This is a genomic window from Citricoccus sp. SGAir0253, from assembly GCF_005877055.1.
GTDB lineage: Bacteria > Actinomycetota > Actinomycetes > Actinomycetales > Micrococcaceae > Citricoccus.
In genome coordinates this window covers 2742836-2760040 of the sequence record NZ_CP039424.1, presented here as the reverse complement: position 1 = coordinate 2760040, position 17205 = coordinate 2742836, and the positions used below count along the sequence as shown (strand labels likewise).

General features: G+C 75.0%; 13 protein-coding genes and 1 tRNA gene. 8 read left to right on the top strand and 6 right to left on the bottom strand.

What is annotated here, in order from left to right:
* The first annotated feature begins 7 nt into the window (after positions 1-7).
* The 5 genes from E7744_RS12085 (at position 8) to treZ (ending at position 7979) form a co-directional block, all read left to right on the top strand.
* Positions 8-1711 carry an S-layer homology domain-containing protein gene (locus E7744_RS12085; RefSeq protein WP_168199817.1) on the top strand — a complete coding sequence of 568 codons (1704 nt, stop codon included), beginning with the start codon at positions 8-10 and terminating at the stop codon, positions 1709-1711.
* 100 nt (positions 1712-1811) lie between these two features.
* Positions 1812-2852, top strand: coding sequence for an aldo/keto reductase (locus tag E7744_RS12080; protein WP_137774328.1), 1041 nt, complete (start codon positions 1812-1814; stop codon positions 2850-2852).
* Positions 2853-2937: 85 nt separating this feature from the next.
* Positions 2938-3387, top strand: a complete 450-nt coding sequence (locus E7744_RS12075; RefSeq protein WP_137774327.1) for a hypothetical protein — start codon at positions 2938-2940, stop codon at positions 3385-3387.
* 36 nt (positions 3388-3423) lie between these two features.
* Entirely contained in the window at positions 3424-6015 is a 2592-nt protein-coding gene (treY, locus tag E7744_RS12070; protein WP_137774326.1) for a malto-oligosyltrehalose synthase, read from the top strand.
* On the top strand, positions 6012-7979 hold the full coding sequence (treZ, locus tag E7744_RS12065; RefSeq protein ID WP_137774325.1) for a malto-oligosyltrehalose trehalohydrolase: 1968 nt from the start codon (positions 6012-6014) through the stop codon (positions 7977-7979). The genes treY and treZ overlap by 4 nt, the downstream gene beginning before the upstream one ends.
* 80 nt (positions 7980-8059) lie before the next feature.
* Here the strand turns inward: treZ and E7744_RS12060 are convergent, their stop codons facing one another.
* From E7744_RS12060 to E7744_RS12045, 4 genes are read right to left on the bottom strand one after another with little or no spacing between them, the layout of a single operon-like run.
* A complete protein-coding gene (locus tag E7744_RS12060) occupies positions 8060-9349 on the bottom strand; it encodes a DUF4032 domain-containing protein (RefSeq protein WP_137774324.1) in 1290 nt (429 codons plus the stop codon).
* 60 nt (positions 9350-9409) lie between these two features.
* Positions 9410-10090, bottom strand: a complete 681-nt coding sequence (locus E7744_RS12055; protein WP_137774323.1) for an ABC transporter ATP-binding protein — start codon at positions 10088-10090, stop codon at positions 9410-9412.
* Positions 10078-10926, bottom strand: a complete 849-nt coding sequence (gene otsB / locus E7744_RS12050; RefSeq protein WP_137774322.1) for a trehalose-phosphatase — start codon at positions 10924-10926, stop codon at positions 10078-10080. Before otsB ends, E7744_RS12055 begins: the two co-directional genes overlap by 13 nt.
* The gene (locus E7744_RS12045) at positions 10923-12587 is read right to left on the bottom strand and encodes a trehalose-6-phosphate synthase (RefSeq protein ID WP_210417225.1); all 1665 of its coding nucleotides are present in this window, start codon (positions 12585-12587) and stop codon (positions 10923-10925) included. The genes otsB and E7744_RS12045 overlap by 4 nt, the downstream gene beginning before the upstream one ends.
* A 302-nt stretch (positions 12588-12889) precedes the next feature.
* Between E7744_RS12045 and E7744_RS12040 the strand changes: the two genes are divergently transcribed.
* From E7744_RS12040 to E7744_RS12030, 3 genes are all read left to right on the top strand, one after another.
* The gene (locus E7744_RS12040) at positions 12890-13765 is read left to right on the top strand and encodes a thioredoxin domain-containing protein (protein WP_137774321.1); all 876 of its coding nucleotides are present in this window, start codon (positions 12890-12892) and stop codon (positions 13763-13765) included.
* A gap of 101 nt (positions 13766-13866) precedes the next feature.
* Positions 13867-13943: transfer RNA gene (locus E7744_RS12035), tRNA-Thr, on the top strand.
* Positions 13944-14186: 243 nt separating this feature from the next.
* Positions 14187-16109 (top strand): S-layer homology domain-containing protein, encoded by a 1923-nt coding sequence (locus tag E7744_RS12030; protein WP_168199816.1) that lies wholly within the window; start codon positions 14187-14189, stop codon positions 16107-16109.
* 34 nt (positions 16110-16143) lie between these two features.
* Here E7744_RS12030 and E7744_RS12025 read toward each other — a convergent pair whose 3' ends face one another.
* Together E7744_RS12025 and E7744_RS12020 are read right to left on the bottom strand one after the other, a co-directional pair.
* On the bottom strand, positions 16144-16455 hold the full coding sequence (locus E7744_RS12025; protein ID WP_137774319.1) for an AzlD domain-containing protein: 312 nt from the start codon (positions 16453-16455) through the stop codon (positions 16144-16146).
* Positions 16452-17153, bottom strand: a complete 702-nt coding sequence (locus E7744_RS12020) for an AzlC family ABC transporter permease (RefSeq protein WP_137774318.1) — start codon at positions 17151-17153, stop codon at positions 16452-16454. Before E7744_RS12020 ends, E7744_RS12025 begins: the two co-directional genes overlap by 4 nt.
* Positions 17154-17205: the final 52 nt, after the last annotated feature.

Here is a 17205-nt window from a genome sequence, read left to right as displayed (position 1 = left end):
GACCACCGTGTCACGACAGCACCCTGCCCTGCGCCGCCGGCGCCCGCGGATCCTCGCGACCGCACTCGCCCTGGGCCTGCTGGCCCCCGCCGCGGCCGTGGCCGCGCCGGCCCACGCCGACACCGACGAGCTGACCCCCCTGGACCAGTCCACCGAGTTCGACCCGGGGCTGCCCGTCCTGGACGAGCGCGTGCTCGACGCCCTGGCCGGGGCAGGGAAGGACCCCGGGACGGGCGGCACGGACGCGGCCGAGGGCGGGACCGACGCCACGGGCGAGCACCTCGGTCCCTGCCTCCAGGACTTCCTGGACGTCGCCCCGGGCAGCACCTTCTACACCCATGTCACGTGGATGGCGTGCGCCGGCCTGGCGGCCGGCTACCGTGACCACACCTTCGGGGTGAAGCGGGACATCACCCGCGGGGAGGCGGCACTGCTCCTCTACCGCCTGTCGGGGGAGACGCACCGCCCGGGCACGGACCGCGATTTCGAGGACGTCGACCCGCAGGGCGGGGACGAGGCCTTCACGGCCATCTCCTGGCTGCACGAGGAGAAGATCGTCCATGGCTACGCGGACGGCACGTTCCGCCCCACGCGCCCGATCTCGCGGGGGGAACTGGCCGCCTACCTCTTCCGGTTCGCGGGTGAGGCGGGGTATGTGGCCCCCGCCAAGCCCATCTTCTCCGACGTCCCGGCCTCCGCCTCCGGCTACCGGGACATCTCCTGGCTGGCGGAGCGCCGGATCGTCTCCGGCTATGCCGACGGCACCTACCGCCCGGCTCGCAACATCACCCGGGGCGAGACCGCCAAGCTCCTCTACGGCGTGGAGTCGCTCCTCCGTGGCACGCCGGCCCCGCCGGCCACGCGGCCGAAGCCGGCGCCCGCCCCGGAGCCAGCACCGGCACCCGCCGTGCCGCTCGCCTACCGGTACGTGGTGATCTCCGACGACGGGCTCAACGTGCGCACGGGTCCCGGCGTCGGTCACCGCCGCATCGCCGCCCTGCCCCGCAACACCAAGGTCGTCATCACCGGTCGCAGCCAGTCCGTCAGCGGTGTCACGTGGCGGGAGATCACGGTCGGCGCGGTCCGGGGCTGGGTGCACGGCGGCTACCTGATGCGGGACTTCGAGGCGGGCGCCGCCAAGTCGTCCCTGGCACGCCGGGGGACGGTGTCCGCCCCGGACACGCCACGGCGCGGCGTCGTCATCGTCGACACAGACTGGGCGGCACAGCCGAACGGGTACTGGTGCGGTCCGGCCTCGATCAAGATCGTCATGTCCGGGTACGGCGTGGACGTCACCCAGGGTGCCATGGCGGACCAGGCGCAGACGGACCGGGAGGGGACCTGGCTGCACCAGGTGGCCCGCGTGCTGGACTACAACGCGCCCACCGCCGTGCGCTACACCGTCAAGACCATCCCCGGGGCGGACGCCACCTACGCCCAGCGCATCGCCTTCCGCGACGACGTCCGTCGCTCCATCCGGTCGGGCGTACCGGCGGTGGTCAACATCGCCGCGACGCCGGACGAGCAGGCCCCGCTGCACCGGGCCAAGACCGGGGGCCGGTTCACCCTGCGCCACCACATGCCGATCGTCGGGTACAACGCCAACGACAACACCGTGCTGGTGGACGACCCGTGGACCCGGCCGTTCTGGGTGGACACCTACCGGCTGGCCGACATGGCCGGCACGCGCGGCTACACCGTGCTGCGGTAGCAGCCCGGACGCTCACGCTGCCGTTGCGGGCCCGGGAGGCACCCGAGCGCGGCGCGCGGCCGGTCCGGTGGCCGACCGTGCCGTCCGGCATCATGGGGGCATGAGCACCGGCGTGAGCACCACCCAGGCGACCGAGACGACCCCCGCGCCCGGCGCGCCCCGGACCATCCTGGGCTGCATGGGCTGGGGCGGCGGCTGGGGCACCGGTCCGCTGGACGAGGCGGCGTGGCGCGCGGCGGAGGACGCCGCGCGCGAGGCCCTGGAGGCCGCCCTGGGTGCGGGCATCACCGTCCTGGACACGGCGGACATCTACGCCCACGGCCGGTCCGAGGAGACGCTGGGCCGGCTGCTGGCGGCGGACCCGGGGCTGCGGGAGCGGATCCGGATCCAGACCAAGTGCGGGATCCTGCTCGGGGGCTCGCCCCTGTACGACCGAGCCCACGGCGCCGGGTCCACGCGGTACGACTCCTCCGCGGCGCACGTGCGCTCGGCGGTGGCCGGCTCCCTGCGCCGGCTCGGCACGGACCACGTGGACACCCTCGTGATCCACCGTCCCGACGTGCTCACGGACCCGGCCGAGACGGTCGGGGCCTTCCTGGCGCTGCAGTCCGCGGGCGCCGTCGGGTCCCTGGGGGTCTCCAACATGGGCCTGGCCTGGGTGCGCCGCTTCGACGACGCCCTGCGGGAGGCCACCGGCGGCGCGCAGGGGCTGGCGTGCGTGCAGCTCGAACTGGGCCTGCACGCCCGGACGCTGATCGAGTCGGTCGTCCTCGCCAACCACCCCGGTGCGCCGGCGTCCGCGGACACCGAGGGCATCGCCGAGTTCTGCGCCGAGCGGGGGATCGCCATCCAGGCGTGGGGAGCCCTCGGGCAGGGGCGGTACACCCGCCCGCACCCCGAGCCGGCCGACGCCGCCGCGGCCGCCGAGGTGGGCCGCGTGGCCGGGGAGCTCGGCGTGGCGCCCGAGGCGGTGGTGCTGGCCTGGCTGCTGCGCCTGCCGTGGGGCGTGCGGCCCGTGGTCGGGTCCACCCGGCCCGGCCGCATCGCCGCCAGCGCGGGGGCCGACGGGGTCGCGGAACGGATGGACGCCGGTCAGTGGTACCGGATCTGGACCGCCGCCCGCGGCGAGTCCCTTCCCTGAGCGCCGCCCGCCGGGCACCCCCCCGATGACGTCCCCGGCGCCGTGCCGGGACGGCCGGCCCCGGCGGCCGGGGGACAATGGGGACATGTACGCACCGATCGACCTGCAGACACCGCTCGTGGCCCAGTGGACCGGCATCCTGCTGGTCGTGGCCGGCGCGGCGGTCATCGCCCACGGCCTGTGGCGCCGCCGCCGGTACCAGAGGCACTTCGACGACCAGGACGCGCGCTACGCCGGCCCGGACCGCCTGCGCGACTCCCTGCGCGAGGTCGTCGCCGGGGCCGGCGTGCTCGTGATCGGCGCGGTGGCCCTGAGCTACGCCGCCTTCGGCTCGGCCCAGGCCAACGAGCGCATCACCCGCAACGTCCAGGAGAAGTACGGCGTGCAGTCCGTGCAGCAGGAGCGCTGGCAGGGCAACGCGCTGGTCGCCGACCTCACCATGCCGGACGGCACCGTGCACCGGGACGTGACGATCGTCTTCGAGCCCTCGGGCGAGCCCCGCATCAGCCGGGACCTGTCCTCTCCCGCCGGCTAGGCCGGTGCCGGGCGGCCGGTCCCGCACTTTGCTAGCGTGCACAGCGTGACCAGTCCCCAGAGAGTCCCCGCCTCCACGTACCGCCTGCAGCTCACCGCCGACTTCACGCTGGAGGACGCCCGGTCGGTGCTGCCCTACCTGCGGGACCTCGGCGTGGACTGGGTGTACCTGTCCCCGATGCTCGGCGCCGAGGAGGGCTCCACGCACGGCTACGACGTGGTGGACCCCACCCACGTGGACGACGCCCGCGGGGGAGAGGCCGGGCTGCGCGAGCTGGCCGAGGCCGTGCACGAGGCCGGCGGCGGCATCCTGGCGGACATCGTCCCGAACCACGTGGGCGTCGCCACCCCGAAGGACAACGCGTGGTGGTGGGACGTGCTCAAGCACGGGCGGGCCTCGAAGTACGCGATGGCCTTCGACATCGACTGGGCCGCCGGGGACAGCCGCATCTGGCTGCCGGTGCTCGGCGACGGCACCCCCGAGGACCCCGAGGCGGAGCTGTCGCGGCTGCGCGTGGTGGACGGGGAGCTGCACTACTACGAGAACGTCTACCCGCTGGCCCCGGGCACCGAGGAGGCGGCGCGCGCCGCGGTGGCGGCCGGCACGGACGGTCCCGACGGCGGCTCCGGCGCCGGCGCGGACCGGCCCGAGGAGGAGCGCGTGGCCCGCGCGGCCCACGCGCTGCAGAACTACCGCCTGATGCCCTGGCGGGAGGCCGACGAGCGGCTGAACTACCGCCGGTTCTTCGCGGTCAACACCCTCGCCGGGGTCCGGGTGGAGATCCCGCGCGTGTTCTCCGAGACGCACCGGGAGATCCTGTCCTGGGTGAGGGACGGGCTCGTGGACGGGCTGCGCGTGGACCACCCGGACGGGCTGGCCGACCCGGGCGGCTACTTCGAGAACCTGCGCCAGGCCACGGGCGGGGTCTACCTGCTCGGGGAGAAGATCCTCGAGCCCGGCGAGCGGATGCCCGCGGCGTGGGCCGTGGACGGCACCACCGGCTACGACGCCCTGGGCGAGGTGGACCGCGTCCTCGTCGACCCGGCCGGGGCCGCGGAGCTGGACGCGGTGGCCGCCCGGCTCGGGGACTGGGCGGACCCGGACGCCGAGGTGGTGTGGGCGGAGATGATCCACGGCACCAAGCGGGCGGTGGCGGACGGGATGCTGCGCTCCGAGGTGGAGCGGCTGGCCCGGCTCGTGCCGGGGATCGTCCCCGGCGAGGGGGCCGACGGCGCGGGGGCCGACGGCGAGGACCACGGCGACCACCGGGTCCAGGACGCCCTGGCCGAGCTGCTGGCCTGCTTCCCCGTCTACCGCTCCTACCTGCCCACCGGCCGGGAGCACCTGGACGACGCCGCGGCGGAGGTCCGCCGCCGCCGCCCCGAGCTGACGGACGTGCTCGAGGCCCTCATGCCGCTGCTGGCGGACCCGGACCACCCGGTCGCGGAGCGCTTCCAGCAGACCTCCGGCATGGTCATGGCCAAGGGCGTGGAGGACACGGCGTTCTACCGGTACACCCGGCTGGCCTCGCTCAACGAGGTGGGCGGGGACCCCTCGGCGTTCGCCCTGGACCTGGACGCCTTCCACGCCGCCCAGGCCGACCGGCAGGCCCGCATGCCCCGGACCATGACCACGCTGTCCACGCACGACACCAAGCGCAGCGAGGACGTCCGCGCCCGGATCGACGTGCTCTCGGAGATCCCCGGCGAGTGGTCGGCGGCCCTGGCCGGACTCATGGAGCTGGCCCCGCTGGGCGACGGGCCCTTCGAGAAGCTGCTGTGGGAGACCGTGGTGGGGGCCTGGCCGCTGGACGGCACCGCCCTGGAGACCGGGCGCCTGGCCGACTACGCCCTCAAGGCGGCCCGGGAGGCCGCGACCCGGACCACGTGGACGGCCCCGGACGAGGCGTTCGAGCGCCGGCTCGCCGACCTGGCCGAGCGCGCCACCGGCGCCGGGGAGCTGCGCGCGGCCGTCCAGCGGGTCGCGGACCGGATCGCCGTGGCCGGGGTGTCCAACCAGCTGGCCATGAAGCTCATCCAGCTGACCATGCCCGGCATCCCGGACGTCTACCAGGGCACCGAGGTCCCGTTCCCCACGCTGGTGGACCCGGACAACCGGCGGGCCGTGGACTTCCGCGAGCGGGCGGACCTGCTGGCGCGGATCGACGCGGGCTGGGAGCCGGAGTTCCCGCACGCCCTCGAGGCCGCGGCGGCCGAGGCCCCCGGGCCGGTGGCGGCGCAGGGCCGGGTGGACGGCGCCGCGCTCGCCGAGTACGCCGCCGGGCTCAAGCTGCTGGTCACCTCCCGGGCGCTGCGCGCCCGGCGGCAGCACCCCGAGTGGTTCAACCGCTACCAGGAGCTGGACGTGGTGGGGGAGGCCGCCGACCACGTGGTGGCCTTCTCCCGCGGCGGCTGCATCACCCTGGCCACGCGCTGGCCCCTGGGCCTGGCGGACGAGGGCGGCTGGGGGGACACCGCCGTGGTGCTGCCCCGCCAGGCCGTCGTGGACCTGGTCACCGGCCGCCGCTTCGGCGGGGCCTTCACGGACGGCACCACCCGGCTGGCCGAGCTCTTCGAACGACACCCGGTCGCCCTGCTGGTGCCGGAGGAGGGGAACACGCTGCGATGAGCACCGAGACCGAGCCCGAGACCACCGCGACCCACCCGCGCGAGCGGCCCCTGGCCGTCTGGGCACCGGACGCCCGGACCATGGACCTCGTGCTGACGTCCGGGGAGCCGGGTGCCGTCCACGACGCCGCGGACCGCTGGGCCGGCGCCGAACCGGTCCCGCTCGAGCGCGCCGAGGACGGCTGGTGGGTGCCCGGACCGGCCGCGGAGGCCCGGCTCGCCGACCTGGCCGGGACCCCGGCGGGCACCGGTGCCGGGACCGGCGGGGCCGCCCTCTCCGGGTTCGGCCACGGCTACCGGATCGACGGCGAGGGCCCGTTCCCGGATCCGCGCTCGCGGTGCCAGCCGGACACCGTCCACGGGCCGTCGCGCCTGTTCGACCCCGGCGTCCACGCCTGGCAGGACGGCGACTGGGCCGGCCGGCCGCTGCGCGGGGCGATCGTCTACGAGCTGCACGTGGGCACGTTCACGCCCGAGGGCACCCTGGACGCCGCCGCGCGGCGGCTGGACCACCTGGTCTCGATCGGCGTCACCCACGTGGAGCTGCTGCCCGTGAACTCCTTCGGCGGCGCCCACAACTGGGGCTACGACGGCGTGGACTGGTACGCCGTGGACGCCTCCTACGGCGGCCCGGCCGCCTACCAGCGGTTCGTGGACGCGTGCCACGCCGCCGGGCTCGCGGTCCTGCAGGACGTCGTCTACAACCACCTGGGCCCCTCCGGGAACTACCTGCCGCGGTTCGGGCCCTACCTCACGGAGCACTCCACGGGCTGGGGCAGCGGGCTGAACCTGGACGGCCCGGGCTCGGACGAGGTCCGGCGGTACATCCTGGACAACGTCCGGATGTGGCTCGAGGACTTCCACGTGGACGGGCTGCGCCTGGACGCCGTGCACGCCCTGCTGGACACCCGCGCGGTGCACCTGCTCGAGGAGATGGCGGCCGAGGTGGACGCGCTCTCGGCCCGGGTGGGCCGTCCGCTGACGCTCGTGGCCGAGTCCGACCTCAACGACCCGCGGCTGATCTCCCCGCGCGGGGAGGGCGGCGCGGGCGGCTACGGGCTCACGGGGCAGTGGTCGGACGACTTCCACCACGCCGTGCACGTGGCGCTGACGGGGGAGACGGACGGCTACTACGCCGACTTCGCCTCCCTCGACGCCCTGGGCAAGGTGCTCAACGCCGGCTTCTTCCACGACGGCACCTACTCGTCCTTCCGCGAACGGCACCACGGGCGCCCGCTGGGGCGGCACACGCCGGCCGAGGCCCTCGTGGTGTGCACCCAGAACCACGACCAGGTGGGCAACCGGGCCGCCGGCGACCGGCTCTCCGCCACGCTCGGCGAGGGCCGGCTGGCGATCGCCGCCGCGCTGCTGCTGGCCGGGCCGTACACGCCCATGCTGTTCATGGGCGAGGAGTGGGGCGCCTCCACCCCGTGGCAGTTCTTCACGGCCCACCGCGAGCCGGACCTGGCCACGGCGGTCACCGAGGGCCGCCGCCGGGAGTTCGCCCGGATGGCGTGGAACCAGGACGAGGTGCCCGACCCGCAGTCGCCCGCGACCCTCGAGGCCTCGCGGCTGCGCTGGGAGGAGGCCGGCACCGGCATGCACGCCCGGCTGCTCGAGCTGCACCGCACGCTGGCGCGGCTGCGCGCCGGGCTGCCGGCCCTGACCGACCCGGACCGGTCCACCACGCGGGCCGCCGTGGACGCGGAGCGGCGCCACCTGCGGCTGGACCGCGGACTGGCGCCGACGGGCGCGGCGGGGCCCGACGCCGGCGCGGCCGGCGACCGGGGGCCGGGCGCGGTGGTGCTGCTCGCCGCCCTCGGCGAGGAGCCGATGCCCGTGCCGGCCGAGCTGTCCGGCTACCGGCTGCTCGCCGGCCACGGCGACGACGGCCCCGTGGGCGGGGAGGGCGCGGCGCCGTCGGCGGTCCCCGCGCCCGGGTTCGTGCTGCTCGGCCGGGACTGAGCCGTCCGGCGTCCCGGCCCGGGCCGGCGGCGGCAGGGGGCGCTCCCGGGGCGGTGGGGCCTCGCCGGGGACCTGCCCCGCTAGCTGCCCGTCTCGGTGGTGCCGGACTCCGGGTCCACCGCGCGCAGCATCGTGGTGGTGGGGTGCAGCATCACCGCGTCCTCGTCGCGGCGCCCGGGCAGCACCGTCCTCAGGTAGTCGTCCAGGGCCTCGGTCAGCGGCACGGACCGCGACTGCCGCTCGGACAGGTACCACCGGTGCTCGAGCAGCTGGTGCATCACCTCGGCCGGCTCGAGCTTGCCGGTCAGCCCCGCGGGGATGGACCGGGCGACGTAGTCGAACACCTCCTCCACCCACAGGTGGGCCGCCTCCTCCTCGTCCAGCTCCGGGTGCCGGTCCTCGCGGTACTGGTCGATGTCCCGCAGCAGGCGCCGCGCCTGGTTCTCCTGGACGTCCAGGCCGGTCAGGCCCAGCAGGCGGCGCTGGTGGTGGCCCGGGTCCACGACCTTGGGCTGCAGGACCAGCTCGTCGCCGTCCGCCGTGGCCCGGATCGCGTACTCTTCCACGTCGAAGCCCAGGGCGTTGAGCCGGCGGATCCGCTCCTCCACGCGCCACCGCTCCTCCGGGCGGAAGGACATGTCGCCCGTGAGCTCCTCCCACAGGCCGCGGTAGGCCCGGATGATCTGCTCCGAGGTCTGCACGGGGTCCACGTCCGGGTCCACCATGCCGCCGGAGAGCAGGTCCATCAGCTCCCCGGCGATGTTCACGCGGGCGATCTCGAGGTCGTGCTCGCGCTGCCCGGTCGAGAGCGAGGGGTGCAGCTCCCCGGTCTCGGCGTCCACGAGGTAGGCGGCGAAGGCACCCGCGTCCCGCCGGAACAGCGTGTTGGACAGGGACACGTCCCCCCAGTAGAAGCCGACCAGGTGCAGTTCCACGAGCAGCAGGGCCAGGGCGTCGATGAGCCGCGTGACCGTGTCCCGGTGCAGGCTGCGCGAGAACACCGCCCGGTAGGGCAGGGAGAACCGCAGGTGCCGGGTGACCAGCACGGTGGGCAACGGCCCGCCGTCCGCGGTGGTGCGGCCGCCGACCACGGCCACCGGCTCCACGCACGGCAGCCCCCGGCGCTCCAGCCGGCGCAGCAGCTGGTACTCGCGCCGTGCGTTGGCCTCCGTGGTCTCCTTGACCGCCACCACGGCCCCCGCCAGGTGGGCGAAGCGCACCACGTGCCGCGAGATGCCGCGGGGCAGGGCGGCCAGGGTCTCCGTCGGCCAGTCCTCGAGGGGCAGGTCCCACGGCAGGGCCAACAGCTCGGTCGTGCCGATGGCCGAGGCCACCGATGTGGTGATGTCCAGTCCCGAGCGGGCGGCCACGGCGCCTCCGTCCTGCGTGTCGGTCGGTCCAGTGTCTCGTGGGGCCGGCGCCCCGGGCGCTCAGGGGACGAGCGGTCCCGTGACCGCAGTGTCCTCCAGCAGGCGCCCGGAGTCCAGCCACAGCACGCGGTCGGCCGCCGCGGCCAGCGGCCCCGGGTCCGTCGTGGCGTGCAGCGTGGTGACCCCGAGGCCGTGGGCGAGCGTCCGCAGCAGCCCGGCCGTGTGGTCCTTCAGCCCGGGGGGCAGGGTGGCCAGCGGGTCGTCCATGAGCAGCACGGCCGGCCGGCGCACCACCGCCCGGGCCAGGGCCACCTGCTGGCGCTGCGGGCCGGTGAGGTCCTCGGGGGAGTGCTCCAGCCGGTCCTCGAGGTCCAGCAGCTGGGCGGCCTCCCGCACCCGCTCGGCCCGCTCGTGCTCCGGCACCCCGGCCACCCGCAGGGCGAAGCTCATGTTGTCCCCCACGCTCATGTGCGGGTAGAGGGCGTAGTTTTGGAACACCATGACCGCGCCCCGGTCCCGGGCGGGCACGCCGGTGACGTCCACGCCGCCCATCAGCACGCGTCCCTCCGCCGGCTCCTCCTGCCCGGCCACCACGCGCAGCAGCGTGGACTTGCCGCTGCGCACGGGCCCGGCGACCACCACGAGCTGGCCGTCCGCCGCGTGCAGGTCCACGGCGTCCAGCGCGGGCCGCGCGGCGGCCGGGTAGCGGACCGTGACCGCCTCGAGCGTCACGGACGCCATCGGGCCACCGCCTCGAGCACCGCGGCCAGCTCGGCGGGCCCGTCGATCCGGAACCGCGCCGCCGTCGGGCCCTCGCCCACCTTGATGCCCACGTCCCGGTCCGGGTCCAGCCGTGCGAAGGCGTGCTCGTCGGTCACGTCGTCCCCGGCGAACAGCACGGCCTTGGCGCCCGTGGCCTCGCGCAGCAGGTCCAGCCCCTGCCCCTTGTCCGCGCGCACCACGGACACCTCGAGCACGTCCTTGCCGTGGCCCACGTGGATGCCCTCCATCCCGGCCAGGGCGGCCTCCGCCTCGGCCACCGCCCGCCGCTTGGCCCCCGCATCGGCGGCGAGGCGCACCTGGAGCACCCGCCCGGCGGGCTTGTGCTCCACCCACGAGTCCGGGTACCGCGCCGCGACCTCCTCCAGGACGGCTCCGACGGCGGCCAGCGCCCGGCGCTGGGCCGCGTCCAGTTCCAGTGGCGGGGCGTCCGGGCCCAACCGGCGCTCGGCCCCGTGGGAGCCGATCAGCAGGGTCGCCTCCGGCGGGGAGGCCACCCGCACGAGCGAGTCCAGGGCCCGCCCGGAGACGAGGGCGGTGTGCACGCCCTCGCGTCCGGCCAGCTCGGCCAGGGCCGCCGCGTTGGCCGGCACGGGGCGGGCGTCCTCGGCGCGGTCCACGAGCTCGGAGACGACGCCGTCGAAGTCCAGGGCCACCAGCAGGGGGTCGCGGGCGGCGAGGGCGCGCAGCGCCCGCTCGAGCTCGGGTGACAGGCCGGTTCCGGCGTCCGGCCCGGGAGCGGCCGCCGGGACCGGCGCGGGACGGGGCCCGGCGGGGGGACGCGGCGCCTCCGTCATCGGCCCGCCCCGGTGGCGGTGGACCCCGCCGCGGATCCGGCGTCCGCGGCCTCGGAGGCCCCGGAAGCCCCGGAGGCGAGCGCCTCGGCGTGCTCGTGGTCGCGGCGCTCGCGGTCGTCGTCGGTGTCCATGTGGGCGGTGTGGGCCGACTCCGGGCCCCCGGGCCGCGTGCCGCCCCCGAGCCGGTCGAGGAAGTCGCGGGACCACTTGCCCACGTCGTTGGCCAGGACCTGGCGGTGCATCGCCCGCATCCGCTTGCCGGCCTCGCGGGGGTCCATCTCGATGGCCTCCATGATGGCGTCCTTCAGCCCGTCGATGTCGTGCGGGTTGACCAGCAGGGCCTTGCGCAGCTGGTCCGCGGCGCCGGCGAACTCGGAGAGCACCAGCACCCCGCCCCAGCCGCCGCGGACCGCCACGTACTCCTTGGCCACGAGGTTCATGCCGTCCCGCAGGGCGGTCACCAGCATGACGTCCGCGGCCAGGTAGAGCGCGACCATCTCCTCCACGGGATAGGCGTGGTGCAGGTAGCGGATGGCGGTGTGGCCCATCGTGTCGAACGTGCCGTTGACGCGGCCCACGGACAGCTCGATTTCGTCGCGCAGCTCCCGGTAGGACTCCACGTTCTCGCGGGAGGGGCTGGCCACCTGGACGAGACAGGCGCGGTCCACGGTGAGCCGGCCGTCCTGGAGCAGCTCCGCGTAGGCCTTGATCCGGTGGCGGATCCCCTTGGTGTAGTCCAGCCGGTCCACGCCGAGCAGGATCGTCTCGGGATTGCCGAGGTCCTCGCGGATCTGCCGGGCCCGGGCCTGGATCTCGGGGTCCCGGGCCAGGGCGGTGATGGTCTCGGTCTCGATCGAGATGGGGAAGGCCTCGGCGCGCACGGTGCGCGAGCCGCCGTCGGGCGCGGGGACGACGAGGTCCCCGGAACGGAACGTCCCGCCCACGATGCGTCGCACGGCGCGCTGGAAGTTGGCGGCGTCCGAGGCGCGCTGGAAGCCCACCAGGTCCGCCCCGAGCAGGCCCTCGAGCACCGGCTTGCGCCACGGCAGCTGGGCGAAGATCTCCACGGGCGCGAAGGGGATGTGGTGGAAGTAGCCGATGCGCAGGTCCGGGCGCAGCCGGCGCAGCATCCGGGGCACCAGCTGGAGCTGGTAGTCCTGCACCCACACGGTGCCCCCGTGCGCGGCCGTCGCGGCCGCGGCCCGGGCGAAGCGCGCGTTCACGGCCTGGTAGGCCTCCCACCACTGCCGGTGGAACTCCGGCGGGGCGATGACGTCGTGGTATAGCGGCCACAGGGTGGCGTTCGAGAAGCCCTCGTAGTACTCCCGGATCTCCCGCGCGGACAACGGGACCGGCACGAGGTGCATGCCCTCGTGGTCGAAGGGCTCCCAGCGCTCCTCCGCGCCCTCGTCCTCGTCCTCGCCCTCGGCGCCGTCGATGGCGGCCGCGGCGGTGGGCGCGCCGTTCCAGCCGATCCACGCCCCCTCCTCGCGGGCCATGATGGGCGCCAGGGCGGTCACCAGCCCGCCGGGGGAGCGGCGCCAGTGCGCCCGGCCCTGCTCGTCCACCACCCGGTCGACGGCCAGGCGGTTGGAGACCACCACGAAGTCGTACTCCCCGGGTGCGGGCGACTCCCCGGACTCCCTGTCCACGCGCGGCATGGTGCCGGTGGGAATGCCGCTGTCCATGATGTTGCTCACGACGGACCTCCTCGTCCTCCTCCGCTGGCCCGCGCACGGCGCGGGCGGGGCGGGCCCCGGACGGACCGGAGGCCCCTGACGAGCCTATCGTCCGGCGGGGGGCGGTCGGGTGGCCGGGCCGTGGCGGGACCGTGAACCCCGGTCTCCCGGCCACCGTCCTCCCAGCCGGGGCCGGTAGGCTGGCCCTCGGCCCCGGGCGAGGAATCAGGGACGTTCCGGCCGTGGGCGACGACCCAGACCGCAGCCCACCGACAGGCAGGACGATGGCGACCAACAGCAGGCAGACCAAGGCAGAACGACAGCAGGGAGCTCGCGAGAAGGCCCGGCAGATGCAGGAGGAGCAGCGGCGCCAGGAGAAGCGCCGGTCGCTCATGGTCCGCTGGGGCGTGGTCCTCGGCGTCGTGGTGGTGGTCGCCGTGGTGGTGGGCGTCATCTTCATGAACTCCTCCCGGTCCATCCCCGACGCCGGCCCGGCGCCCAGCGTCGGCAACGAGCACGGCGGCGTGGTCATGACCTCCACGACCGAGCTGGCCTCCAGCGACTTCGGCGGCCAGCAGGTGGACGCCAGCACCGTGGAGGTCCCGGAGTCCACGGGCGAGCAGCCCACCTCCGTGCCGGGCGCGGAGGAACGCGGCGCGGGCGATCCGGCCCAGGTCATCATCTACGCGGACGCCAACTGCGTGCACTGCGCCCAGTTCGAGGCGGAGAACGGCGAGCAGATCAACGAGTGGCTGGACTCCGGCAAGGCCACGGTGGAGTACCGGCTGCTGGACTTCCTGGACAACCCGGCCACCGGCAACTACTCCTCCCGCGCGGCCAACGCCGCCCTGTGCGTGGCCGAGGAGTCCCCGGAGGACTACAACGCCTTCGTGGCCGAGATCTTCGCCGGCTACACCGGCGAGGGGATGGACGACGATGAGCTCAAGTCCATGGCCTCCGGCCTCGGCGCGGACATCGACGGCTGCGTGGACGGCAACACCTACCGCCCGTACGTGAAGTACACGGGCGCCCAGGCCCGTGCCGCCGGCGTGGTGGGCACCCCGACCGTGTGGGTGAACGGCGAGAACTGGGCCAGCGCCGCCGAGCAGGGCCAGTCCTTCACCGACTGGGCGACGTCCGTCATGGAGAAGACGTCCTGACCGCCTGACCCGCCTGCGGCGGCGGCCCGCCACGGGCCGATCCGCTACCCTTGGAGGGCCGGTTCCCGAGCGCCGTGGAGCGCGTGGGGCCGGCCCTCCTCGCCTCCTTAGCTCAGCTGGCCAGAGCAGCTGCCTTGTAAACAGCAGGTCACCGGTTCGAATCCGGTAGGGGGCTCCATGGTCCACGGCGCACCGGGGCCCGTCCGGTCCAGAGGCGACGCGGGCCAGTCGGCCGTCCCCTCCGGACGCCGGCACGTGCCGGCCCCCGGGGACGCCGGGGGATGAGGCCCCATGCGGGCCTGACAAGGCCGTCGACGCGGCGTGTCGGCGGCCACTGCGCCGCCGGCAGGGCATGGGGGAGCGCATGATGGGAGGCGGGCGCCGCCCACCTCCCCGTCGTCGCACCCCGTGGAGAGACTGCATGAACCCCACGCGCCACACCATCCACCGCAACCGTGTGCTGGTGACCCTTCCGGCCGTCCTGTCCCTCCTGTCGTCGGTCGCCCTCGGCGGTGTCATGGCGCCGGCGACGGCGGCTCCCCCGGCCGCGGAGCAAGCCGGCCCGCAGGGTGCCGTCCTCGAGGACCCCGGGGCGGGCGCAGCCGCGGCCGCGGCCGCGGCCACGAGCGACACCTTCTCGGACGTGCCTCCGGGATCGACCTACTTCGAGCCCGTCACGTGGATGGTCCGGTCGGGTATCACCACGGGTCGTGGCGACGGCACCTTCGGGGTCGCGGACGAGTTGACCCGCGCCGAGGCCTCCGCGTTCCTGTACCGCTTGATCGATCCGGACTTCACGCCGCCGGACTCGACGGGGTTCCCCGACGTCACGGACACGCGATCCTGGTCATACGCGCCCATCGCGTGGATGGTGGAGGAGCAGATCGTCTCGGGCTACGCCGACGGGACGTTCAAGCCGTCCCGGTCCATCACGCGCGGCGAGTTGGCGAAGATCCTCTTCGGCGTCGCAGACCCCGATTACGAGGCTCCCTCGGAGGAGTCCTTCCCCGACGTGTCCCCGCAGTCGGCCTACCACCCGGCGATCTCCTGGCTGAAGTCCATCAACGCCTCGTACGGCTACCGTGACGGCACCTTCCGCCCGTCGCGGCCGATCGCCCGTGGCGAGGCGGCCCAGCTGCTCCGGACGGTCGCCGGTGAACTGGGGTTCGACATCTCCGTGGTGCCGGCATCCTTCACGGTGACGGGCTCGGGCTCGGGCCACGGCGTGGGGATGAGCCAGTTCGGGGCCCGCGCGCTGGCCGCCGGGGGGAAGTCGGCGGCGCAGATCCTGGACTACTACTACAGCCCGGCGAAGGCGACGTGGTCCACGTCGCGGGCGGCGGACGAGATCAAGGTCCACGTGCTGTCCGCCGAGGCCACCACGATCACGCCCACGGGCATCGAGGGCCAGGGGCAGGTCCGGGTGCGGGCCGGCGCGGACCTCCTGGCCACCGCCGGTCCCGTGCGCCTGGCCGAGGACCGGGGTGCGGTGGTGGTGACCATGCCCGACGGGACCCGGCGACGCCAGGCCTCCTTGGTCCTGGAGTGGACCGGGACGCGTTCCTGGGCCGGGCCGGCCACCACGGTCCGCGTACCGGGCGCCGACGGTGCGGGTGCACCCCTCGACCTGCGGCACGGCCGACTCGTGGTCACGGTCGTGGGCGGACGCCTGAACGTGGTCACGGAGCTGCGGATGGCCGACGAGTACCTCTATGGCCTGGCCGAGGTGCCCTCCTCGTGGCCCCAAGCGGCACTGCAGGCCCAGGCCGTGGCCGGTCGGGCCTATGCGATGGCCAACATGGGCTCGCTGAAGGCCGAGTGCGGATGCCACGTCTGGGACGAGGTGCGTTCGCAGAAGTTCACCGGCTGGGCCAAGGAGAGCGAGGGCGACGGACGGTGGGGTGACCGCTGGAAGGCCGCCGTGGACTCCACCCTGTCCCGCAACGGCTCCGGGGTGCCCGCCAGCACGCTCGGCCTCTGGTACAACGGCTCCGTGGCCGATGCCACGTACTACTCCTCCAGTGGCGGCCATACGCGCTGGGCCGAGGACGTGTGGGGTAGCCCGGTGCCCTGGCTGACCGGGCGGCCGGACCCGTACAGCGTGTCCGACGCGGCGTACAACCCGAACCGGGTGTGGACGGCCACGCTCAGCCAGGCGACGATGGCGCGGGTCTTCGGGCTGCCGAACGTCCGGTCCGTGACGTTCACCGTGGACCGCTCCGAGGCGGCGAGGTACGTGACGGCCACGGCCTCGGACGGTACGACGTCACGGATCACCGGGAACCAGTTCCGCTCCAGGGCGGGGCTGAAGTCCGCCTGGATCAGCTCGCTCCGGTCCGGCTGATCACGGCGTCCGGACCGGTGCGGGGACGGCCGGCCTAGGGGAGGCCGAGCAGCCGCAGGCCCGCCGCGGCCACGGCCCCCGTGACCACGACCGCCAGGAACGGCGCCCGCAGCACGAGCGCGACCGCGGCGGCCACGAGGGCGCCCAGCCGGGCGTCCAGGACGAGGCCCTGGCCGGCGGCGGCCGTGTTCATCACCACGAGCGCGGCCAGCAGGCCGATCGTCACGGCGTTGGCGGTGCGCACCATGCGCGGGTCGTCCAGCACGCTGCCGGGCACGAGGTAGCCCACGAGCTTGGTGCCGAAGGCGATGGCGCTGGCCAGCAGCACCCAGCCCCACGCGCTCATGCCGCGGCCTCCCGGGACCCGGGGCGGCGGGCGCCGGCCCAGCCCCACACCCCGGCGACGGCGGCCGCCACGAGGATCGGGATCCCCGAGGGCAGCACCGGCAGGGTGACGGTGGTGACCAGCGCGGCCACGACCGCCAGGGCCCAGGCGTCCCCGGAGCTCAGCCGGGGCCAGAGCAGGCCGAGCATCGCGGCCGCCGCCGCGCCGTCGAGCCCCCACGTCCTCGGGTCGCCGAGCAGGTCCCCGGCCACGGCGCCCAGCACCGTGAAGGCCACCCACAGGACCCACACCCCGACGCCGGCGGTCCAGAACCCCACGCGGCGTCCGTACGGATCGGGCTGGGCCATGGAGGTGGCGGCGGACTCGTCGATCGTCACCTGGGCGGCCAGCGGCTTGAGGGCCGGGCCGGGGCGCAGCATCGCGTTGACCTGCATCCCGTACACCGCGTTGCGGATGCCCAGCAGGCTCGCGGCCCCCGTCGCCGCGGCGCCGCCGCCCCCGCCGGCCAGCACCCCGATGAAGGCGAACTGGGACCCGCCGGTGAACATGAGGGCGCTCAGCGCCACCGTCTGCCAGAGGTCGAGGCCCGCGGCCACCGACAGGGCGCCGAAGGAGATGCCGTACAGCCCGGTGGCCACGGACACGGAGGCACCGGTCCGGAAGGCCGGATGCGCGCCCAGCCGCGTCGAGGAGTCCATCCCCCCATGCTAGGGCGGGCGTTCCCGTACACTCGGGGCCATCGCGCTCGTG